18 protein-coding genes are annotated in these 22,971 nt (G+C 61.4%); 6 read left to right on the top strand and 12 right to left on the bottom strand.

Features of this window, described 5'->3' with window-relative positions; all coding sequences use genetic code 11:
- The first annotated feature begins 11 nt into the window (after positions 1–11).
- Genes ACR0NB_RS17155 through ACR0NB_RS17140 form a run of 4 tightly spaced genes read left to right on the top strand, consistent with a single transcriptional unit; the run spans position 12 to position 5,604 of the window.
- Entirely contained in the window at positions 12–836 is an 825-nt protein-coding gene (locus tag ACR0NB_RS17155) for a SapC family protein (RefSeq protein ID WP_480776352.1), read from the top strand.
- On the top strand, positions 823–2,160 hold the full coding sequence (locus ACR0NB_RS17150) for a TolC family protein (protein WP_480776351.1): 1,338 nt from the start codon (positions 823–825) through the stop codon (positions 2,158–2,160). The genes ACR0NB_RS17155 and ACR0NB_RS17150 overlap by 14 nt, the downstream gene beginning before the upstream one ends.
- Positions 2,161–2,162: 2 nt before the next feature.
- Entirely contained in the window at positions 2,163–4,310 is a 2,148-nt protein-coding gene (locus tag ACR0NB_RS17145) for a type I secretion system permease/ATPase (RefSeq protein ID WP_480776350.1), read from the top strand.
- Positions 4,294–5,604, top strand: a complete 1,311-nt coding sequence (locus ACR0NB_RS17140; protein WP_480776349.1) for an HlyD family type I secretion periplasmic adaptor subunit — start codon at positions 4,294–4,296, stop codon at positions 5,602–5,604. The genes ACR0NB_RS17145 and ACR0NB_RS17140 overlap by 17 nt, the downstream gene beginning before the upstream one ends.
- Here the strand turns inward: ACR0NB_RS17140 and ACR0NB_RS17135 are convergent, their stop codons facing one another.
- The 12 genes from ACR0NB_RS17135 to ACR0NB_RS17080 all read right to left on the bottom strand — a co-directional run bounded on the left by ACR0NB_RS17135 (position 5,605) and on the right by ACR0NB_RS17080 (position 20,829).
- Positions 5,605–7,371 (bottom strand): ABC transporter ATP-binding protein, encoded by a 1,767-nt coding sequence (locus ACR0NB_RS17135; protein ID WP_480776348.1) that lies wholly within the window; start codon positions 7,369–7,371, stop codon positions 5,605–5,607.
- 213 nt (positions 7,372–7,584) lie between these two features.
- On the bottom strand, positions 7,585–8,286 hold the full coding sequence (locus tag ACR0NB_RS17130; RefSeq protein WP_170341365.1) for a response regulator transcription factor: 702 nt from the start codon (positions 8,284–8,286) through the stop codon (positions 7,585–7,587).
- On the bottom strand, positions 8,286–10,151 hold the full coding sequence (locus ACR0NB_RS17125; protein ID WP_480776378.1) for a PAS-domain containing protein: 1,866 nt from the start codon (positions 10,149–10,151) through the stop codon (positions 8,286–8,288). Before ACR0NB_RS17125 ends, ACR0NB_RS17130 begins: the two co-directional genes overlap by 1 nt.
- 107 nt (positions 10,152–10,258) lie before the next feature.
- Complete coding sequence (locus tag ACR0NB_RS17120) at positions 10,259–11,017, bottom strand: methyltransferase domain-containing protein (protein ID WP_480776347.1); 759 nt, start codon at positions 11,015–11,017, stop codon at positions 10,259–10,261.
- Entirely contained in the window at positions 11,014–11,631 is a 618-nt protein-coding gene (locus tag ACR0NB_RS17115; protein ID WP_480776346.1) for a pimeloyl-ACP methyl esterase BioG family protein, read from the bottom strand. The genes ACR0NB_RS17120 and ACR0NB_RS17115 overlap by 4 nt, the downstream gene beginning before the upstream one ends.
- The gene (gene bioA, locus ACR0NB_RS17110; protein WP_480776345.1) at positions 11,628–12,914 is read right to left on the bottom strand and encodes an adenosylmethionine--8-amino-7-oxononanoate transaminase; all 1,287 of its coding nucleotides are present in this window, start codon (positions 12,912–12,914) and stop codon (positions 11,628–11,630) included. Before bioA ends, ACR0NB_RS17115 begins: the two co-directional genes overlap by 4 nt.
- Positions 12,911–13,531: a dethiobiotin synthase gene (bioD, locus tag ACR0NB_RS17105; protein ID WP_480776344.1), complete on the bottom strand. Its 621-nt coding sequence runs from the start codon at positions 13,529–13,531 to the stop codon at positions 12,911–12,913. Before bioD ends, bioA begins: the two co-directional genes overlap by 4 nt.
- Positions 13,528–14,658: an 8-amino-7-oxononanoate synthase gene (locus tag ACR0NB_RS17100; RefSeq protein ID WP_480776343.1), complete on the bottom strand. Its 1,131-nt coding sequence runs from the start codon at positions 14,656–14,658 to the stop codon at positions 13,528–13,530. The genes bioD and ACR0NB_RS17100 overlap by 4 nt, the downstream gene beginning before the upstream one ends.
- Positions 14,655–15,635, bottom strand: coding sequence for a biotin synthase BioB (gene bioB / locus ACR0NB_RS17095; protein WP_480776342.1), 981 nt, complete (start codon positions 15,633–15,635; stop codon positions 14,655–14,657). The genes ACR0NB_RS17100 and bioB overlap by 4 nt, the downstream gene beginning before the upstream one ends.
- Positions 15,636–15,751: 116 nt before the next feature.
- Positions 15,752–17,368 carry a bifunctional aspartate transaminase/aspartate 4-decarboxylase gene (locus ACR0NB_RS17090; RefSeq protein ID WP_480776341.1) on the bottom strand — a complete coding sequence of 539 codons (1,617 nt, stop codon included), beginning with the start codon at positions 17,366–17,368 and terminating at the stop codon, positions 15,752–15,754.
- A 19-nt stretch (positions 17,369–17,387) separates the two neighbouring features.
- Positions 17,388–19,073: an aspartate-alanine antiporter gene (gene aspT / locus ACR0NB_RS17085; RefSeq protein ID WP_480776340.1), complete on the bottom strand. Its 1,686-nt coding sequence runs from the start codon at positions 19,071–19,073 to the stop codon at positions 17,388–17,390.
- 220 nt (positions 19,074–19,293) lie between these two features.
- Complete coding sequence (locus ACR0NB_RS17080) at positions 19,294–20,829, bottom strand: sulfatase-like hydrolase/transferase (RefSeq protein ID WP_480776339.1); 1,536 nt, start codon at positions 20,827–20,829, stop codon at positions 19,294–19,296.
- 197 nt (positions 20,830–21,026) lie between these two features.
- Between ACR0NB_RS17080 and ACR0NB_RS17075 the strand changes: the two genes are divergently transcribed.
- Both ACR0NB_RS17075 and ACR0NB_RS17070 read left to right on the top strand, forming a co-directional pair.
- Positions 21,027–22,151: an ABC transporter permease gene (locus tag ACR0NB_RS17075; protein ID WP_170588778.1), complete on the top strand. Its 1,125-nt coding sequence runs from the start codon at positions 21,027–21,029 to the stop codon at positions 22,149–22,151.
- 1 nt (position 22,152) lies between these two features.
- Complete coding sequence (locus ACR0NB_RS17070) at positions 22,153–22,968, top strand: ABC transporter ATP-binding protein (protein WP_170341340.1); 816 nt, start codon at positions 22,153–22,155, stop codon at positions 22,966–22,968.
- Positions 22,969–22,971 lie beyond the last annotated feature (3 nt).

The following is a 22,971-nucleotide window of genomic DNA, read 5'->3' as shown; positions in this document are numbered from 1 at the left end:
CGGAGACATAAATGGCACAGAACGGCCCAGTACCCGTCACTTTCGACAGGCATTCCGATTGCTCGTGGCACAGATTTACATCCTACGATTTCGCGCGCTGCAGATTTGAGTGCGAGATCGTAAGTGCGGAAGTCTCAGAAGCCGCCGCCTCTTTTCCAATTGCTTTTCGATCCTCGGGGGGCGGAGTATCACCTCATGCTATTCTGGCGACAACAGCTTCTTCGGAAACACCATTCGTTTCGGACCAAGGACGCTGGCGGGCCACCTATGTTCCTTCCTTGCTGAGATGCCATCCGTTTTCAATCGAACTGGTCGGTGGTGAAGCGGAACCGTGTGCCGCTTCAGGCAAGCTAGTCGTAGACGAATCCACCGGACTCGTGTCCTGTGACCAATGCGGCAGCCCGTTCTTCGCAAAGGACGGCTCGATCTCCTCTGAACTGGAAACCCTGAAGGGCTTCTTGAAGAGCTTTCTGGCCGATCGCAACGCAACCCGACGTGCCTGCGCGCTGATTAAGGAATTGGGCCTATTCGTCGAATTGACCCGTTTTAAGGATGCGGAGTTGCCCGACGGTTGGATGAGCGTGGACTTTCGACGCTTCAACCAACTTGGGCCTGCGCAGACAGCGGTTCTGCAATCTAGCGGAGCGATGCAGTTGATTTACGCTCATCAAGTCTCGCTCAACCATCTTCTGTGGATGCACCACTGCCAGACGCATTCTCCCAAGGTGATCAGCACTCCCGCAAACGGCAGGGACTCCGACCTTGTGAGATTCTTGGATGCCATTGCCCAGGAACGAGACTTGTCGGATGCGGAGGCCAAATATGCCTACATCTGATCGCCTCATCTTGCCTCTGCTGATCGGTTTGGTGGCCGTGCTCACTGCGGCTTGTGAGCCGGTTCCGGATCTTGCCCCGGTTGAGATGGCTTTTTCAGAGGGATCAACGGGCGCTGGCGCGACAAAGCCGTCGGGCCATCTGACTCGCAGTTCATTCGGCCAGAAAATACGGCGCGCGGTAGAAACCAGCCCGAACCTGGCACAGAGCGAGACCGGCGTTGACGCCGCCTTTGCCGATATGGACGCGGCAGAAGGAGCCTTTCTTCCGCAGGTGTCACTTGGCGTGAATGCCCGATCGGAACGGGTGGATTCGGATATTGCGGATGTATCACCGTATCTGCGGATTTCACAGCTAGTATACGACGGGGGAGCTGCCGCCGGAGACTTGGCAGCCGCGCGGGCCCGTGTGCTCGTAAGCCGTGGCGATCAGCTTCAAACGGCAGCCGCGACGGCCCTTGCCGCAATTGAATCCTATGTGTTGGTCATCGACCGGCGGAAAATCGTTGAAATCGCTTGGGAAAACGTCCGCCGCCATGAGGAGATCGAGAAGCAGATCTCCGACCGCGCCGCGCAAGGGGCCGGTTCCGCTGCCGACGTTCTGACGGCGCGTTCTCGGGTCGCGGATGCCAGGACCAAGTTGGCGGATGCCCGGGCTCAGTCTGATCGTGCCAATGCGCGATTCCAAGAGGTGTTCGGGACCCCACCAGGCAAACTGGATCCCCCTGTCCCAGCGCCCAACCTGTCGAGAAGCGACGCCGTCATCGTGATGGACAGCCCGCAGGTTCGACGCGCAGACGCTGCGGTTCTGGCGGCACAGGCAGACCGCTCTGCCGCAATCGCACGACGTCAGCCGGACGTGCGGGTTTCGGCATTTGCCAACCAGGACGACAGCAGGGACGCTAATTTCGGCGTAGACCTCTCAGTCAACTACGAGCTGGACAGCACCGGTCAACGGCGGGCTGCAATTGCCGCCGCCGAAGCGCGGGTCAAACAAGCGGAATATGCCCGTGAGGTTCTTGTTCGGGAAATCCAGCGCGAGCTAGGTTTCATTCGATCCGACCAAAAGGCCGGCGCCCAGCGTCTGCGCGAGGCCCGCATCGCAGTTGCCGCAAATGCCGACAGCGTTGCCGCCACTCAAGAGCAATTCCAGATCGGGCGCAGCAGCCTAATCGAAATACTGGACGCGCAGCGCGATTTTGTGAACGCCCAAGAGCGACTGATCCTGGCGGAGCAGAATTTCTTCCTAACGAACTACGCCGCGCTCAGCCTTACGGGCGACATCATTGATCTGCTCGGCATCCAGCTCAGAACATGGGGCAACTGACCATGACCCAACGCAGCCAGCCTCCTACATCCCTGCCCCTCACCAACTTTGAGGAATGTCTGCTGCATGTGGCGGCAGAGCTTGGCCGGCCATTGACCAAAGCCAGCCTTTTGGCGGCCCAATCCTCGGTCTCTGGTGGGTTGAAGGTGCAGGACGCGATCGCACTGGCCCATGACCATGGATTGCAGGCGGGCTTTGGGCCGCGCCGGCTGTCGGAGTTTGATCCCAGCCTCGCACCGGCGATACTGTTGCTCGAGGACCAGCGGGCCGTGGTCTACCATGGCCGTTCGAAGTCTGGCCGTCTGTTGATCCACGACCCAGAGCTTGGAGACAGCATTGGTGAGATGGATGAATGCCAGCTCGACGCCGTCTATTCCGGCTATGCGATGTTGTTTCGTCGAGCATACTCCGAGGAAATCAACAACAACCCAAGCCAACCAAGCCGTCACTGGTTCCGATCAGCGCTTGTGGCCAATCGGTGGTCGTACTTGCAGGTTGCTCTGGCCGCGGCTCTGACGAATATTCTGGGGCTTTCAACCTCGGTTTTCATCATGACCGTTTATGACCGGGTTCTGCCAAATGAAGCCGTGGAATCTCTGGTCGCATTGACCATCGGTGTCGGCATCGCGCTGTTTTTTGATTTTGTGCTGAAGATCCTGCGCGCCAGTTTCATCGACAGGGCAGGACAGAATGCGGACATGTTGATGGGTCGGCGTGTTTTCGATCAACTTCTGAATATCCAGATGAAGTCCCGAACCGGATCAACCGGCGCCATGGCGAACACGGTGCGTGAGTTCGAAACACTCCGCGAGTTCTTCACGTCGGCTACGCTGGTCATGGTGGTTGATTTGCCGTTCATCGGTCTGTTCTTGCTTACGATCTACATGGTCGGCGGACCGCTGGTTCTGATCCCAGCTCTCGCCGTACCAGTCGTGCTGATCGCCGGGCTCGCCATTCAGCCGCTTTTGTCCCGCTTGGCGGAACGCAGTTTTTTGGATGGCCAGTCAAAGCAATCCGTGCTGATCGAAACTCTGGCCGGTCTGGAAACGATCAAGACGACCACTGCGGCCGGCACGATGCGGCGACGCTGGGAAGAGGCGATCGAACGACAATCCGGCAACAGTGTTCGGTCGCGTGCCATCACTCAATTCGCATTGAACCTGACCGGTTTCACTCAGCAGGCGGCCCAGGTCCTGATCGTATTTTATGGTGTTTTTCTGATCGCGGACGGCCTGACCAGCATGGGCGCTTTGGTCGCCTCAGTGATGCTGACCGGACGGGCTTTGGCACCTCTTGGTCAGCTGTCTCAAACACTGACTCGGTTCAACCAGGCGCACAGTGCATACCGGAACCTAGACGCAATGATGCAAGCCGACAGTGAGCGGCCGCCGGGGCGCACCTGGATCAGCCGCTCCAACTTCAAAGGGCGTATCACGTTCAACAACGTGTATTTCGCCTACCCAGACCAGGATGAGGACACACTGAAAGGCGTGTCCTTCGACATCAAACCGGGGGAAAAAGTTGCGATTCTCGGCCGGATCGGATCAGGAAAAAGCACCATCGCAAGACTGCTTCTGGGATTGTACCAGCCCCGTATCGGTTCGGTTCTTTTGGATGGGATTGACATCCGCCAGATTGATCCGGGGGACCTTCGGCGCAACATTGGGTCGGTCCTGCAGGATATTTGGCTGTTTTCGGGCTCGGTCCGCGAAAACATTATGGCCGGTGCAGTCCGCCCGCGCGACGAAGATCTAATCCGGGCCGGGCGCATTTCGGGCGTCGAAGACTTTGTATCGCGGCATCCCAGCGGGTACGATCTTATGCTGGCCGAACGTGGCGAAGGGCTCTCGGGCGGGCAACGTCAGACGATAGCCCTAGCCCGGGCATTGATCGGGCAGCCGCCCGTCCTGTTGCTGGACGAACCCACCAGCGCGATGGATCTCAAGAACGAGGCAAACATCATTCAGCGGCTGAAGGCAGCGGCTGCGGATACGACTATGGTCATCGTTACGCATCGGGCCAGTCTGTTGGAACTGGTCGACCGGGTCATCGTGATCGAAAACGGTAAAGTGGGCGTTGACGCTGTCAAGTCAGTTCTCACCAACCGAGCCAAAGACGCGCGGAGGCACATGAATGTCGCGGCATCCTGACCTTGCAAGATTGGCCCGCGAGATGAACGGCGGCTCGGGGTTTCGCGGTTCGGTTTTGCTGCTGGCCCTAATGGGCTGCATGTTGACCGCCGGCGTCTGGGCTTTCGTCACCGAACTGGACGACGTGGTCCGCGCGGACGGTCGCGTTGTGCCGTCTAGCGACGTTCAGGTGATCGAAGCAACCGAACCCGCGGTTCTTCAGGCTGTTCATGTTCAAGAGGGTCAAATCGTCGACAAGAACGCTTTGCTGATGGAATTGGACGCGACACAAGTCGGCAGCGAGTTGGACACCGAGCGGCAACGGGCATTGGGACTAAGGGCGCGTATTAAGCGATTGCAGGCCGAAATTGACGGATCCGATTTGCGGTTCGAGCCCGAGCTTGTGCAACAAGCACCGGACGTCGTTCGCTCGGAAACGGCTCTTTATCTCGGCCGAAAATCGGAGTTGGCCGACGAGATCGCCATTCTGGAACGCCAACGTGAGCAGAGGCAGCGCGAATTGGAAGAGGGGTTGGTGGACCGGGTCACTGCAGAAGAAACACTCAAGGTCCTGTCCGAAGAGCGCACTTTGATGGAGCCTCTGGTCCGCCGCAAGATGGAACCTGCGACAACTCTGCTGGCCCTGCGACGCAGCGAGGCGGAATGGAAGGGGCGGAAGGTAAGGGCCGAGGCCGCTGCAAACCGCCTGGAAACCGGGCTGAGTGAAATCGATGACCGCATCACGGCTACCAAAAGCCGGTTTCGCAGCGCGGCACTGACCGATCTTGCCATTGCCACTGCGCAGCTTGCGGCGCTTGAGCCCGCCCTGCCCGCGTTGGAGAACCGCGCGGCGCGCGCGCAGGTTCGTACGCCAGTCCGGGGCATCGTAAACCGAATCCACCGCACGACTTTGGGTGGTTTAGCGCGCAGCGGCGAGGATCTTGTCGAAATCGTTCCACTGGACGACAACTTGCTGGTCGAAGCCTATGTCCGCCCTGACGACATCGCATTCCTGCGCGCAGGTCAGCAGGTCAAGGTCAAGATCACCGCCTATGATTTTGCCAGATACGGCGCGCTGGACGGTGAAATTGTTCGCATCGGTGCAGATACGATTACAAGGTCAGAGCGGCAGGACGAGGAAGTCTTCGTCGTCGAAATCCGAACCAGCGGCACCTTGTTGGACGCCGATGGCTTGGCGGTAGAGATCATTCCGGGGATGATCGCACAAGTTGACATTCTGGCCGGCAGGAAGACCGTTCTCGACTACCTCATCCAGCCTGTTCTCAAGGTAAAGAACCAGGCTTTGCGGGATTGATTATGCAGCCGGTGTCTTGAATTGCTGATCGAACAGGCGGCGGAAGCTGCCATTCTGTTCCATCAACTCATCCAACTTGCCCTGTTCGATCACCTGACCGTCCTGGACAACCATGATCTTGTCTGCCTCAAGCACGGTCGACAGCCGGTGAGCGATGACGATCGTGGTCACGTTCTCCGTCAGCTTATCTAACGCCTGCTTCACCAGAGCCTCGGACTCGGCATCCAGCGCGCTGGTCGCTTCGTCGAGTAGCAGAATTTCAGCCTTCCGAAGAATGGCGCGGGCAATGGCCAACCGCTGTTTCTGCCCTCCCGACAGAAACGCACCGTTCTCTCCGACTTCGGTGTTGTATCCCTTGGGCAGCGACATGATGAAGTCATGCGCATGCGCGGCTTTGGCCGCATCGCGAATCTCGTCTTCGGTCGCATCGGGACGGGCATATCGCAGGTTTTCCATGACCGTCGCGGAGAACAAAAACGTATCCTGGCCAACATAAGAAATCTTGCGCCGCAACGAGGCAAAGCTGACATCCTGCAAATTCTGTCCGTCGATCTCGACAGAGCCTTGGTCAGGATCGTAGAACCGCATGATGAGGCCAAAGATCGTGGACTTGCCTCCACCCGACTGCCCCACAAGCGCGGTTGTCTTTCCGGCCTCAAAGGTCAGGTTCATTCCATTGATCACCGGCATACCACCGCTGTAGCCAAAGGTGACGTTCCGCAGGCGCACCTCGCCCGGACCGGACCGCAGCTCTTGCGGTTGCGGGCTTTCGCGCATTGGGTCTTCCTGATCCAGCAGTTCGAACATCATCTCGATCGGAACCAACGTGGATTCGATGGTCACCCGCATCCGGGACAGCCGCTTGGCCGGTTCATAGGCCATCAGAAGCGCCGTGATGAAGGACATCAGCTGACCCGCGGTCGGCGGTTCAGTTCCGGCAATTCCCATTGTGCTGACGACCAACACGCCGGCAACGGCTACACCGGCCAGAAATTCCATCATTGGGCTGGCGATGGACTGCAGCTTGGCAATTTCGTTCGAGCGTTTTTCAACGCTTCTTATGGCCGAGTTCATCCGCTCGGTCATTCGATCTTCGAGTGCGAAGACCTTGATGATTTTGATCCCGGCCGATGTTTCCTGCAGAACCCGGATGATTTCAGCCAGTGACTTGAGCTCGGATTGCATGATCGAGCGGACGCTTTTCAAAAGATAGCGCACACCGAGCAATGCTATGGGTCCAACAATAAAAAATAGCCCTGACAGCACTGGCTGCTGGTAGACCATCACAAAGATGAGACCCACGAGCGTCAGCGCATCCCGAACGAACGTGGTCACGATCACGTCGACCAGCGTCCGCGCTGCACCCGCGCCCCGGGTCACACGCATCAGAAGGTCCGAAGACTCGCTTTTTGAAAAGAAATCCACCCCACGCCGAAGCAGTTTTTTGTACAACTTCTCCTGTTGCTCGGCGATGATGCGGTTGCCGGCGCGCGCCAGAAACACGGACTGGACGTAAGAAGCCAACGCCTTGACCAGAAACAGCACGATAACGGCTGACGCGATGATATGAACCTGAGACCGCATGTCAGGCGAAGTCATGGCGTCAACGATGTTCTCCATCATATAGGCCGTTCCGGCCGTGGTCATAGCTACGATCATCATCGCGGACATCGCAACAGTGTATTTTTTGCCCTGCGAACGCAGACTGTCGCCCACCAGCCGACCGATATGGCCGGATCGCCACTTGGCCCAGGTTTTCCTGATCATAAGGGTCTCCAAATCAAGCTGATGCTTTCTTGCGCGTCAGTGCAGAGTTTGCAAGCTGCCATAAGTACGCGCTTCAACACCGCACCGCAAAGTGTAGCCGGCAGAAGTTAAGGTCACTTCAGCCGGATTTCCAGAGGCAGCCCAAGAAACAAGACCGCTTCACCAGTGGTTTGGTTCGGCGTCGTGCAGGTCAAATTCAACCCGCAGAATTGGTCAATCCCATGCGACATCCCCCAGAAAGATATACCCCGCGCCGTATATCGTCTTGATAAGGCGCGGGTTTTTCGGGTCTTCACCAAGCTTCGTGCGCAGGCGGGAAATACGCACGTCCATCGCCCTGTCAAAGCTTTCACCGGCTGCGCCACCCAGTGTTTCCTGCATCTGCGCGCGGCTGATCAGGCGTTTGGGGCTTTCCAGAAACAACCGCAACACTTCGCCTTCAGCATGGCTGAACGGCGTTTCAGCGCCGGTATCGGACTCCAACACATAGCGATCGAAATAGGCGGTCCAGCCGTTGAACCGGGCCACATCCGAATGGTGTTGCTGTGCCTTGGGCGCACGCAGACGGGCGCGGATGCGGGCCACCACCTCGGCCGGGTCAAAGGGTTTGGTGATGTAGTCATCGGCCCCCAACTCCAGTCCCGTTACCCGGTCCTGCACCTGTGCCCGACCCGAAATGATGATGACCGCCGCCCCCTGTTCCAGCGCCAGCCGATGCACCAGCGCCAACCCGTCTGTATCCGGCAGCGACAGGTCCACCAGGCAGACATCGGGCGTGACCCGTTTCAGAGACGCTTCGAATTCACGGGCGCGGGCAAAGCTCTGCGTTCTAAACCCGGCATCCTCAAGCGCCTCAGTCAGAATCCGGCGGATTTCGGGTTCGTCGTCCAGAATGGTCACCAGGGGTTGGGTCATCAGGCGGCCTCGGTTCGGATCAGCGCGGACAATTGCGCGCGGGTGAAGGGTTTGCGCAGGACCGGTGCCTTGGCAAGAGCCTGACGGTGCAGCGGATCATCATAGGGCAACGAGGTCATCAGGATCACGGGAATTGGCAGAGCAAGCCGTTCGACCAGATCAATGCCGGTGGCAGCGCCCTCCAGCCGGATGTCCGACAGGATCAGCGAGATGCCGTCCAGGCTGGTGGCCAGGACCAGCGCCTCATCCGCCGAGGTCGCCTCGATCACCGAGAGCCCCAGATCGACCAGCATGTCGCGGAACTGGTGGCGCAAGTCGTCGCTGTCCTCGACCAGCAGCGCCAGGCCCGACTGAACGGGCGGCGCGGGCCGGTAAGGCAGCCGCAGCATTACGGATGCGCCCGAGGGCGTGTTGCGCAGTTGCAGGTCTCCGCCTGCCAGCTTGACCGTGTCGTAGACCATCGGCAGGCCCAGACCCGACCCCTTACTGCCCTTGGTGGTAAAAAACGGATTCAGCGCCTTGTCCAGCGCATCCGGCGAAAACCCCGGACCGGTATCGGATACGGTGATTTCCACCCAGATCCGGCCGATCGCATGAGCACTGATGGTGATCTGACCGCTGCTGCCGCAGGCGTCGCGGGCGTTCAGCACGAGGTTCAACAACGCGTCCTGAACCATGCCCGGGTCCAGCATCAGCGCCTCGTCCGGCAGGGTGTTGACCACCGACAGCCCCACCCCACGCGGGAGCGAAGGCGAGGCCAGCACCCGCAGATCCTCGAGCAGGCCGCGCATGTCGGTGGCCTGTGGTTGCGGGGTGCGGTTGCCGGTCATGTCCGCGATGCGGTTCAGAAGTTGCCCGCCGCGCCGCGCGGTCTGCTGGGTTGCCGCGACAAGCTCGGCGGCGTCTTCGGGTAGGTCCATCTTTTCCAGTTTGGCCTGCATGCCCAGGATGATGGTCAACAGGTTCGAGAAATCATGCGCCAGCCCGCTGGTCATCTGCGCGGCCATCGCCCGGCGTCGGGTCTGCTGCAGGGCCACGCGGGCCTGTGTTTCCTCGGTGATGTCCACCGACATGATATAGACGCCGCCCGTGCCATCGGGCGTGAACGAGACACGGATGCGGCGCGAATCCTGATCCTCGGTGAATTCGAACACCGAGGCCTGACCGTCATAGGCCTGTTGCAGATGCGGCCGGACCCTCTCGTAGGCATGCGAGCCGAGGGCCTGCGAAATGTGCAGCCCCAGGATGTCAGACGGCCGCCCCGGCAGGACCGAACTGAGCCGCCGGTTGGAGTAGTCGTACCGCCCCTCGGCATCCAGATGCGCGATATGGGCCGGCATCATCTCGGTGGTCATGCGGGTGCGCGCTTCGATCTCGGTCAGCTGGCGCTTGGCCTCTTCCAGCGCGCTGATCGTGGCGGCCAATTGCCGGTTGGTAGCCGAAAGCTCTTCGGCATGGCTCAGCAACTGGTCCGAAAGTTCTTCGGACCGGCTGCGCAGAAGCTCTTCGACCCGTTTGGTGCTGGTTATGTCGGTATAGACGGCAACCCAGCCACCGGTGGGCAGGGGTGCACCCTCGATCGAGATCACCTGCCCGTTGGGGCGCACGCGCTCCATGTAGTGCGGCGCGAACGCCAAGGCCTGTTCGACCCGGACACTGACCAGATCCTCGACCGATTGATCGTGGCCGTATTCGCCCCGGCTGGCCAGAAAATGGATCGTGTCGCTGAACAGCGCACCGGGCTGCACCAGGGCTTCGGGCAGGTCGAACATTTCCTGAAAGCGCTTGTTGCTGACCACAAGGCGCAGCTTGTCGTCATAGATCGACAGGGCCTGACCGATCAGGTTCAGCCCTGCGGTGGTCATCTCTTTGATGCGCTGTTCGGAAATGTCCAAGCCGATCCTCCCCTCAGCACAGGCCTATCACCAGATTTCGGGCAGGTGTAGGGGGGCCGGATGCGACCGGTTGGCCCCTAGCCGGGTTTGCGGGCGATGATCCAGACGGGGTGATAGGTCAGGCGCACGCCTTCGGGGCCGGAAAACGCGGCGCGGTAACGTGTGCTGAAATCGGTCAGGTCGGCGCGGGTCCAGACCTGCGCCGCGCGGCCGTTCACCCCGGTCTCACGCAGGTGGCGCAGCACGTCCAACGGCGTGTCGAACCACAGCGGTTGCCGATCCTGCCACAGGTCAAGGATTTCAACCTCGGGGCCGATGCCTGCGGCCAGATCATCAGGGGCGCGCAAGCCGGGCGCGCGGGCGGCCGACCCCAGCGCGGACAGCTCGGCGTACTGGTCGGGGCCAAATCCCGAAATGGCAACCCAGCCACCGGGTGCGACCTGATGCATGGCGCGGCGGACCGCGGCCGCCGGATCGTCCAGCCATTGGACCGTCGAGCCCGAGGCGATCAGGTCGGGCCGCGCGGGCCATGTCACATTGCGGATATCGCCGGGCAGGAAATCCGCGCCCCATCGCCGCGCAGTGTCCCGGGCCTCGACCATCAGGTCGTTGAGCGTGGACTGATCGAACGAAAACTGCTGGTGCAGCGCCTCGGTCAGATGGCCGGTGCCGCAGCCGATTTCGAACAGGGTGCCAAAATGGCTGGGCGCCCCGAGATCGACCAGCCGCTGCGTCAATGCGCGGGCGATCCGGGCCTGCGGGCCAGCGGCGCAGTGATAGCTGCCGAAGCTGCGGCTGAAACTGCGCCGGATGCGGTCCGTGGGCATGGCGTTCATGCGAACCACTCCGCCCAGGTCTGCCCCGCCGCGAAAGGCTGGTGCGGGCCGGGGATGCGGCGCACGGTGTCCGATTGGCCCCAGGCCATTTCCTGCGCGGCCGTCGGCACGATGCGGTCCGAGGCGGAAATCCAGACCCGGTCGAACCCGGGATCGGGCGCAGGTCCGCGCGCTGCGATGACCTGCAGTTCCTCGGCTGCGGCGGCAAAATCGATCCCGGGCGCGGGGCCATCCAGCCCGGCCCGGCGGCAGAACCGGGCAAAGCTGGCCGCGCTCAGGCCATCGGCCGTGGCCGCCACCGTCTCGGGCGCGATGCCCCGGTCCGCATCCACCGGAAACAGCGTGCCGTTGACCGCAACCTTGCGCGCGCAGGTCAGCCCGTGACCCGCCAGCCAATGCGCCGCCGACGCGACCCCGAAGGAATAGGCCAGCAATCGGACCGCATCATAGCCGCAGGTTTCGGGCAGCGCATCGTCAAGGCTGCGATAGTCGTCAACCACAAGAACATCCGCCGCCCCGATCAGGCGCGCAAACGGCGCAGGCCCCAGCGCCCACCCGCCGAAGACCAGCGTCAACTGCGCTCCGCCGTCACGGGTCAGCCAGTGCCGCCTCATGCGTCGCCCCGCGCGAGTTCGACCATGGCCGCCGTCACCCGGCTCAGCTCTTCGCCCGAGATCACATAGGGCGGCATACAGTAGATGTTGCGCGCGAAGGGACGCAGCCAGACACCGGTTTCCGGCGCCCGCCGATGCGCGACACGCGGATCGACGGTGTCCTCCATCTCGATCACGCCGATGGCGCCCAGCACCCGCACATCGGCGACGCCGTGCAGGCCGCGCGCCGGCTCCAATTCGGTTTTCATCTGCGTCTCGATGGTCCGCACTCGGGCCTGCCAGCCGCCGTCTTCGAGCAGGCCGAGGCTGGCGATGCCGGCAGCGCAGGCCAGCGGATTGGCCATGTAAGTGGGGCCGTGCATGAATACGCCAGCCTCGCTGTTGCCGATGCCATAAGCCACCTGTTCGGTGGTTACCGTTGCGGCGAACGAGATATGCCCCCCCGTCAGCGCCTTGCCCAAGCAGATGATGTCCGGCGTCACCCCCGCATGGGTGGTGGCAAACAGCTCTCCGGTGCGGCCGAATCCGGTGGCGATTTCATCGAAGATCACCAGAACGTCATGGGCCTGACACAGAGCTTTGGCCCGGCGCAGCCACTCGGGGTGATAGAAATACATGCCGCCCGCGCCCTGCACGACCGGTTCAAGCACCAGCGCAGCCAGCCGGTGCGCCTTGTCCCGCAGCAACTGTTCCAGAGCGTCGAGCCCGTTCTGCGCCGGGTTTTCGGGCCAATCGTCGCTCAGGCGAACGGACGGGCGCGGCAGAAAGTGCTGGATCGACAGCGCGCCGCGGAACAGCCCGTGCATGCCGTTGACGGGGTCGCAGACGCTCATCGCCTTCCAGGTGTCGCCGTGATAGCCACCGCGGATCGTGGCGAACTCGACCTTGTCGGTGCGGCCATGGGCCATCTGGAACTGCACCGCCATCTTCATCGCCACCTCGATCGAGACCGAGCCGCTGTCGCAATAGAAGATCCGGTCCAGCCCGTCGGGCAGCAGGGCCACCATCTTGCGGCCAAGATCAATGGCGGGCCGGTGGGTCAGACCGCCGAACATGACATGGGGCATCCGGTCCAGCTGCTGCTGCATGGCGGCGGTGATCGCCGGGTGGCGGTGCCCATGGATGGCGCACCACCACGAGGACATGGCGTCGATCATCTTTGCCCCATCCTCGCGGTACAGATACACGCCCTCGGCCCGGTCGATCAGATGCATCGGGCCCGGGTCGGCCACGTTCGTATAGGGGTGCCACAGGTGGCGGGCGTCAAATTCCAGAGGGGTCACAGGGCACCTCGGATCGTGTCCATGTCGATCGCCGCGAAGGCGTGGCGCAGGGTGTCGGGTGTCAGATTCTCGATCCGGGCGAGGCGTCCCAAATGGGGCACCTGCGACATCTGGATGATGGTCTGTTCGACCGCGGGCTCGGGGTCGCCAATGAAGGCAACGCCGACCACCGGGCAACCGGCGCCACGCAGCGCCATCAGCGACAGGGTCGTGTGGTTGATCGTGCCCAGGGCCGTCCGGGCCACCAAGATCACCGGCGCCTGCCAGCGGGCGAACAGGTCAAGGTAATAGGCCTGCCGGGTCAGCGGCACCATGACGCCCCCTGCCCCTTCGACCACCAGCGGGCCATCGGTCTGCGGCAGGCTCAGCCGGTCAAGGTCGATCTCGACCCCCTCGGCCGCGGCCGACAGGTGCGGCGAGGCGGGCAGGTTCAGCAGATAGGTCTCGGGCAGGACCGGTTGGCCGGACAGGCGCGCCACGATCTGGCTGTCGGTCTCCTCCTCAAGCCCCGACTGCACGGGCTTCCAGTATTGCGCACCTAGGGCCGCGGTCAGCCCGGCGGAAAACACGGTCTTGCCGACGCCGGTGTCGGTTCCGGTCACGATCACTGTAGTCATACGGGTCCTGCCTGTTGTTCGGCGATGGCCTGAAACATCGCCGTGATGTCCTGCGCGCCAACGTTTCCGGTGACCGAAACCCGCAACCGCGAGCTGCCGCGCGGCACGGTGGGCGGGCGGATGCCGCGCACGTCAAACCCCAGCTGCTGGAGTTTCGCCGCGCGATCCATCGTGGCCGCGTCCTCGCCCACGATGACGGGCATGATCTGGCTGTGAAATCCGATCAACCCACACAGACGCGCGGCCTCGGCATGGGCATGGGCCATCCGGTCGCGCGCGGCCAATGTCAGGCCCGGGTCCTGTCCGACGGCCCGCAACGCGCCCCGCACGATGGCGGCGTCCAATGGCGACGGGGCAGTCGCAAAGATGAACGGTCGCGCCCGGTTGATCAGGGTGTCGATCATTTCACGCGGTCCGCAGATCAGCCCGCCGCTGGCGCCCAGCCCCTTGCCGCAGGTGTGCAGGGTCAACGTCTCGGCGTCCAACCCATGGGCCAGTCCCTGCCCGTTCGGGCCGAAGACGCCCGTGGCGTGGGCCTCGTCCACCACCAGTACTGCCTGCTCGGCTCGGGCCAGTTCGGCCAGGGCGGTCAACGGGGCCAGATCGCCCTCCATCGAATAGACGCTTTCGACCGCGATCCAGACCTGGCCCGTGCCGCCTTGCGCGCGCCAGTCGGCCAGCACCGCGCGCGCCGTCGAAATGTCGTTATGCGCAAAACCACGGGTCTCGGCCCGACCCAGGCGCATCCCTTCATGTGCGCTGGCATGGACCAACTCGTCATGCAGGATCAGATCCCCGGCCGCGGGAAGAGCCGAGAAAATGGCTTGATTGGCCTGAAACCCGCCGCCCATGTACAGCGCCGCCTCGGTGCCGAAAAAGGCGGCGGCCTCGGCTTCCAGCGCCTCGTGCTCGGGGTGGTTGCCGCGCAGCAGGCGCGACCCGCCCGAGCCCAGCGGAACGCCCCGGTCCAGCGCGTCCTGCGCCGCACGTTTCAGAACGTCGGACCCGGCCAGACCCAGATAGTCGTTGGACGCGAAATCCAACCCCGTACGGGGCGCAAGCCTGCGCAGCCGATGGCGCGTTTCCAGCACCTTCAGCGCATTGCCCAGCCTTGCGGTCGCTGTCATTCGGCCGCGTCCACGCGGGCCTCGGACTCCGCCTCCATCGGCTGGATGCCCAGCTTGGCGAACAGGATCGCGTCCTTGCTTTCTTCGGGGTTCTCGGCGGTCAGCAGCGTGTCGCCCGCAAAGATCGAGTTGGCACCGGCAAAGAAGCACATGGCCTGCATCTCGTCGCTCATGTCGCTGCGGCCAGCGGACAGGCGGACATGGGATTTCGGCATCATGATCCGCGCCAGCGCGATGATGCGCACGAAATCGATCGGGTCGATCGGCTTGGCGTCCGCCAGCGGAGTACCGGCCTGCGGCATCAGCATGTTGATCGGAACCGAGTCCGGCGCCTCGGGCAGGTTGGCCAGCGTCACCAGCATGTCGATCCGGTCCTCGCCATTTTCGCCCATGCCCAGAATGCCGCCCGAGCAGACCTTCATCCCCGCCTCGCGCACGCGGTTCAGCGTGTCGATTCGGTCGGCAAAGGTGCGGGTGGTGATGACCTCGGGGTAGTAACGCTCGGACGTGTCGATGTTGTGGTTGTAGTAATCCAGCCCAGCATCGCGCAGCTGCACCACCTGGGTGTCGTCCAGCATGCCCAGCGTCATACAGGTCTCCATGCCCATCGCCTTGACGCCCTGAATCATCGCCACCAGCGCATCCATGTCGCGCGCCTTGGGCTCGCGCCAGGCAGCACCCATGCAGAACCGGGTCGAGCCAGAGTCGCGCGCCTTGCGGGCCTCGGCCAGAACGCGCTCGACCTCAATCAGTTTCGAGGCGCTCAGCTTGGAGCCGTTGCGCGCGGATTGCGAGCAATAGGCGCAATCCTCGGCGCAGCCGCCGGTCTTGATCGAAAGAAGCCGCGACATCTGCACCTTGTTGGGGTCAAAATTCTCGCGATGTACGGTCTGCGCCCGATACAGAAGATCCATCAGCGGCAGGTCATAGATGGCCTGAGCGGTTTCGCGGGTCCAGGTGTTCGATGTAGCCGACATTTTATAGATAATTTTTCCCGATGATTCAGATTTACCCGGGTTTATCAATAAAGCCGAAAAACGCAACATCCGCGATGTCACAGGCGCAGAAAATGACCGTGACCGCTAACGGTGATTCAACCGTGAAGTGGCTTGTTGTTCGCCGCCCGATAGGCCTGAACATAACCGCGCGCGACCGAACGGACGGCGCGGCCGATCTGGGTGTATGCCTCGTCCGGCAAATTGGCGAAAGACACCCGCGCGGACCAGTTCGGCGCATCGAAACCGCTGCCGTTCAGCAGCACGATCCCGTAGTCCTCGGCCAGTTTGAACGCGATGTCCAACGGGTGGACGTTCTTCTTGATCCAGTCCACAACCTCTTCGCCGACGTATTTGCGCAGCCAGAATTCGAAGTCGATGATGCCGTAGTAGGCATCGTAGTGATCGCCCGGCTGGACCTCGATCCCCAAGGCTTCGGTCAGCAGGTGGAACCGTCGATGCACCAGTTCGATACAGGCGGTCTGATAGGCTTTCTTTGTGTCGGCCAACTCGCAAAGCGAGAACAGTGTCATCATGACCTGCTGCGGCAGGGACAATCCGGCGGTGTGGTTCAGGGCCACATCCCGGCTGTCGGCCACGAGCCTGTCGACGAATTTGATCTCGCTGGGGTGCAGGCTGAGCGTGCCGTAACGCTTGTCGAGCTTCTGCTTGATCTCGGACGGGTGCGCGGCGAGCTTTTCGTCAAAGATATTATCCTGCGCGACGGCGATCACGCCGAGCCGCCAACCGGTGCAGCCGAAATATTTCGAATAGGAATAAACTCCGATCGTGTTTCGGGGCATGTAGCCCATGACCGAGGTGAAATCATGTACGAATGTGCCGTACACATCATCGGTCAGGACAATCAGGTCCGGCCTGTGGTTCTCGACCAAATCCGCGAGTTTGCGCAGAGAAGCATTGCTAAGGGCCACCGACGACGGGTTGCCCGGATTGACCAGAAAGAAAGCCTTGACCTTGGGGTCCTTCAGCTTCTCGACCGCAGCATCGGTCAGTTGGAACCCATCTTCCTCGTCCGTTTCCACGTGAACCGACTCGAGGCTGTAATCCTCAAGTTCAGGCATTTCGAGATAGGGCGTGAAGATCGGCGTGCACAGGGCAATCGTGTCGCCCGGGTTCAACAGCCGGTTGGCCTTGAGCGATTTGAAGATATAGCACATGGCCGCCGTGCCGCCTTCCACCGCAAACAGGTCGAACTGCGCATTGGGACGGTGCCCGGCACACATGGCCCACATCAGGTATTCGTGGGCGATGGCGGCGTTGTGCTTAAGAATACGGTCGGGAACAGGGTAGTTGTCGCCGATGATCGAGTCCGTCAGTTCGTGCACGAATTCGTCAGCGTCGAAACCAAAGGCCCGGATGGCGTGGTCGACCACATCCAAAAGCGTGTCGGCGCCCGGCATCTCGGAATTGGCCCTGCCCCACTCCAACAGACGGTCATGGCAACCTGCCAGTGCCGGCATCCCCCCAAGACCTGCCGGATGATTCATGACGCGGCGCGACTCGGTCACAGCAAACTGGCCAAGCGCAAAGAACGCTTCACGCGGGCGGGTGGCGACCCAATTGGGATTGCCCCGGCCGGCATTCAAAAAGGCGCTGTTGGATTTACGCGCCTCGACCGAGGCCAGCTTGATCAACTCGTCCTTGATCTGAAAGGGGCTGAGGGCTTCGTAATCGTGCAGCTTCAATCTGTCCATGACTCAAGACCTTTCCAAATCAACTGAGGATCAAAACGACGACCATCCCGAATATCGTCAGCAGGGTGTTTCCGATCGCGTAGGGCATGCCGTAGCCAAGGGCCGGAATCCGGCTTTGCGCGGCCTCCTGGATCATGCCGAGCGCAGCCGTCGTGGTGCGGGCGCCCGCGCAGGCGCCAAACAGGATGGCGGGGTGAAACTTGAATATGTAATGCCCGACATAAACCGAGAAAATCATCGGCAAAGACGTGGCCACAATACCCCATAACAACAGCGCGATACCCGCCTGCTGCAAACCGGCCACGAAACCGGGCCCGGCCGATATCCCGATGACCGCGATGAAGACATTCAGGCCCAGCGTATTCATCAACCACAGCGACGGTGCGGGAATGCGACCGAAGGTCGGGTGAACGGTGCGCAGCCACCCCAGCAACAGCCCGGCCAGCAACGCGCCACCAGTGGTCGACAGGCTGATCGGAAAACCACCCATTGTAATTGCAAGCGTGCCGATGACACCCCCGATGAAAATGCCCCAGCCCACAAAGGCCAGATCGGTCGTGTCAACGGGCCGGTCGGCATACCCGATTTCGGCAATGGCAGCCTCGACATGGCGCTTGCTACCCAGAATGGTCAGAATGTCACCGCGATGCAGAACCGTGCCCGGCAGCAGCGGAAGATCAATCATGTTGCGCGTCAGCTTCGACACATACACGCCACGGGCCTGAGGCATCTTGCTGAGCTCATCCAATGTCTTGCCGTGCACGTCCTTGCTTGTGATCAAAACGTCCAGTTTTTCCGATGGGATACTCAGCAGCTCGGGCGCATCCGCTTCCTTGAGGCTGGGCTCGAGCGCTCCGACAAGATCACCGCGCCGGCCTGAGAACATCACGACATCACCCGCTTGCAGCACCGTGTCCTCGTCAACCTCGACGATCTTGCCACCGCGGCTGAGGCGTTCGGCATAGACGCGGACGCCGGGCAACAGGTCCTTGACCGGCTGGCCGAGCAATTCGCTGCCCTCGGGAATTTCAAAGGCGCGCGCCTCGATCGCGCGATAGGCCGAAACGATGCCGCCTCCGGTCTCGACATCCTCGCCGCCACTCAGCTTGGCCTCGTATTCCTTGCAGGCGGCCACCAGATCGACACCGATCAGACGCGGGCCGATCTTGGCCAGAATGATCGCAGACCCGATCGTGCCGTAGATATAAGTCACCGCATAGGCGACCGGGATCTGGTTGGAATAGGTTTTGGCCTGCTCGGCCGACAAACCCAACTGGTTGATCTGGTCCGTCGCCACTCCGATCGCCGCAGAAATCGTTTGCGACCCGGCATACAGACCCGCGGCGTAGCCAAGCTCGAGCCCGGCGATCTTGGCCGACACGACCGGTACGATCAGACACAGGGCGAGAACGCTCAGCGCAAAAAGCACCTCGCGCGCGCCGTCAACCTTGAGGCCGCGAATGAACTGTGGCCCAACGCCGTAACCAACTGCGAAGATGAACAGGATGAAGAAGGTGGACTTCACCGCTGAATCGATACTGATCTGTGCCTGCCCGATCACGACGGCCGCCAACAGGGTGCCCGTGACCGAACCCAGACTGAACCCCATGACCTTGATTGGTCCGACCAAAAACCCGATGCCGATGGCGAGGAAGACAGCCAGTTCCGGATAGGTTTGCAGGATATTCACCAGCCAATCGACCATACTGCGCCTTTCGGGTTTGTTGCGTCGCTCAGTCCACCCTGAACGTCAGCTGTCCGGAGGCCCGGACGATCGCAATCAGCACAGGAATTTCCAGGGTCACGATACCCCACGGAAATCGTTTGTCCATTGAATTATCTGAATTTGTTTGGCGTCCGAGCCGCGCGGAACTGTGTCCGCCAGCGGCGGCACAGATCTGGAAAATCGTCGGCAACCGCCTGGATCAATCGAACCTGCGCACTGATTTCGGCCCCTGCGATGTCACGGAATGCAGGGACAGGGAATGATCCATGTTCCGCATACGGTGTCGCAACATTTCACGACCAAGCCGCGCCAAATCAGCTGCGTAGTCAGGGTTTGCGGCGACATTCTCGGCCTCGCCCCGACCGTGGTGGTCGAACAACAACGGCGACAGGTCGGCTGCAAACTCGACCAGAGTAAAGCGCTCGTCACGCAGGATGCCCAGACACGAGTTGCTGTGACCCGTTCCAAGATCACGCTGAAACTGAGTAGGCGTCAGCGGATCGGCAAAGTCCAGCTCACTAAAGGAATACCGGCGCCAGTCCTGAGGCACGGCACCACGCAGCAGCGGCAACAAGGATCGACCATCCATCGAGTTCGGGATCTCTTGCCCAACCCAGTCCAGGATCGTGGGGGCGACATCAATAGACTCGGTCGGCACTTCGACACGCTGGCCGGCCATCTGAGCGTTGCCAGGCATGCGAATGATCAGCGGCGTGTGGTAAGCCGCGTCATACACCGACATTTTGCCCCAGGAATAATGATCGCCCAGCATCTCGCCATGATCCGCGGTGATCACCACCAGCGTGTCGTCATACTGGCCGCTGTCCTTGAGAAAGCGGATGACCCGGCCGATATGATGGTCAACCTCAGTTGCCAATCCAAGATAGACGGCCCGCAGGGTCTGCGTGTTCTCATCCGTCTGCCCAACTTCGGAAAAACCTCGCACGCAGTCTTTTGGCGTATTCGAGTCCAGAGCGGGTCCAAAGAACGGGTGCACGGCCTTTTCGTCCTCGGGGCTGGGTAGACGGTTTGGCAAAGGCAACGCGTCGGGATCGTACATCCGGTTGTAGGGCGCGGGGGCCACCAGTGGCGGATGCGGACGGATATACGTCAAATGCGCGAACCATCCCGAGTTCCGATAGGCGGCAATTCCGTCCAGAAAACTGTTGGTCAGAAATGCGGTGTCGCTGTCCTCGGCCTTGTAGACGGCCGGGTCGTTCAGTTTTGGGGCCGACCCATCCGGCGAAACCGGCTTGTAGAGATCCCAGTAGTCTTCGAACTCGTATCCCTGGCGCATCAAGTAGGAACGCCAAGGAAAGGACTCCTCAAGTCGCATTTCGAGTACTTCGTGAAACCCGTGCATCGGGTTTTCGTAGGTCTTCACCGAGGGATCATTCGGATGATGAACCCGTGGATCAGCCGAGGTGTCTGTATAGCCGAACAGCATCGGCAGATAGCCGGCTTTTCGCATCTCGGTGGCGATGTTTGGCGTGTCATGGCGCAGCGGCGTTCCATTGCGGACCGAACGATGGTTCATCGCATATTGCCCGGTCAGGATCGAGGCGCGGGACGGCCCGCAGGGATTGGTAACGGAAAAATGCCGGCCGAACGAAACGGCCTCGTCCATGAAGGCGCGCAGATTGGGCAGGTTGACATGATCAGCCAGAGCACCGCGCAGACAATCGGCCCGCAATTGGTCGATGATGATGAAAAGAACGTTTCCTGCTTGGCTCATGCCGTGATTCCCATTGGAAAACTGGTGTTCGACGGTGCGGACTGTGTCGGGGTTCCCTCGGGCAGGCAACCGGTTTTGCGCCAATTCTCGCCTCTTGGGCGACTCGGGCCGTGCAAACCGGTAACCCCCGCACCCAAATCGCCGCCCGGTTGAACAAAGCCATTGCGGGTCGGAACAGTTTCCCGTCTGATACCGGCATGACGAAGCCCTCGATCGCAGTCGAACAGGAAGGCGGCACAGCGCGCGTGATTGTGTCTGGCGAAATGCTGACACAGTCGTTGAGTGGCGTCGAAGACGCCTTTCGCGCCGCCCGCCCGGATGCGCCGCATGTGACGGTCGACATGTCCGAAATCGATGCGCTGGACACCGGCGGCGCGTGGCTGATCGCGGACCTGAAAAACCGGTGCTCGGCCATGGGAGCGACCGTGGCTTTCGACGGGTTGAAACCGGCACATTCCGCGCTGCTGGAAACCGTCTCGGAGAACATTCCCAAGGACATTCCCGCCGAGGCCCCGCCAAAAGGCTTCATGCCATGGCTTGAGAGCCTGGGCCAATCAACGGTGGGCGCCGGGCGCGACACCATGTCGATCCTCGGCTTTCTGGGCCTGACCCTGCACCGGCTGGGCCGCACGATGATCATGCCGTGGCGCCTGCGCCGCGCCGCGGTCGTGTCGCAGATGGAGGAAACCGGGTTCAAGGCCCTGCCCATCGTGGCGTTGATGGGGTTTCTGATCGGCGTGGTTCTGGCTTTTCAGGGTGCCACCCAGTTGAAACAATTCGGCGCGGAAATTTTCGTGGTTGAGCTGATCTCGATCTCGGTATTGCGCGAGTTGGGCATCCTGCTGACCGCGATCATCGTGGCCGGTCGGTCCGGTTCAGCCTTCACGGCCTCGATCGGTTCTATGAAAGTGCAGGAAGAAATCGACGCCATGCGCACATTGGGCTTGGACCCGATCGAGGTGCTCGTCATTCCACGGGTTCTTGCGCTGCTGATCATGCTGCCGATCCTGGGCTTCGTGGCCGATATCGCCGGCCTTTTTGGCGGTGCCCTGATGAGCTGGATCGATCTGGGCGTCAGCCCCGGAATGTTCATTACGCGCCTGAAGGAAAACACCAGCGTCTGGCATCTGGCGGTTGGGCTGATCAAGGCGCCGTTCTTTGCCATGGTCATCGGGGTGATCGCCTGTTGGCAGGCAATGCAGGTCAAGGGGTCAGCCCAAAGCGTCGGCCAGCGCACCACTGCGTCAGTTGTTCAGTCGATCTTCATGGTCATTGCCATCGACGCGCTGTTTTCCATTTTCTTCTCCGAGATCGGTGTCTGACATGGATGGATCCGCTCAGACATCGACCGCCAAGCTGGACGCGCAGCGCGAAGCGGTGATCCGTGTGCGCAATCTGCGCAACCAGTTCGGTCCGCAAGTGGTGCATGACGACCTGAACCTTGATGTCTGGCGCGGCGAAGTGCTGGGCATTGTCGGCGGGTCCGGAACCGGCAAGTCCGTCCTTCTGCGCACCATCGTCGGGCTGAACAAACCCGCGGCAGGCAGTATCGAAGTTTTGGGTGTCGACGTGCTGAACGGCCCGGAGGCCGACCGGCGCCGCATCGAGAAACGCTGGGGCGTCGCCTTTCAGGACGGGGCACTGTTTTCCTCGCTGACCGTGCTTCAGAACGTCATGGCCCCGTTGCGGGAACACACCGGTCTGAGCGAGAGCTTGATGCGGGCGCTCGGCAGCCTCAAGATCAGCCTCGTGGGGCTGCCACAGCTGAGTTGTGGCAAGTTCCCGTCAGAACTGTCAGGCGGGATGCGCAAGCGGGCCGCGCTGGCCCGAGCATTGGCATTGGACCCCGAGATCGTGTTTCTGGACGAGCCCACCGCCGGGCTGGATCCCATCGGCGCCGCGGCCTACGACGAATTGATCGGAGAATTGCAACAGGCCTTGGGATTGACCGTTTTCATGGTAACACATGACCTGGACAGCCTGTACGCGATCTGCGACCGCGTTGCGGTTCTTGCAGAAAAGCGCGTGCTGGTGGAAGGTCCGATTGAAGACATGACCAAGGTCGACCACCCTTGGGTGCAGGAGTACTTCACAGGCCCCCGGGCCCGCGCGGCGCAACAGAAGGGGCAGGACAGGTAGAGG

Source organism: Ruegeria sp. CG3 (genome assembly GCF_056537205.1).
Note: the sequence above shows the minus strand (reverse complement) of the source record. Positions and strands in the feature narration are given on the sequence as shown.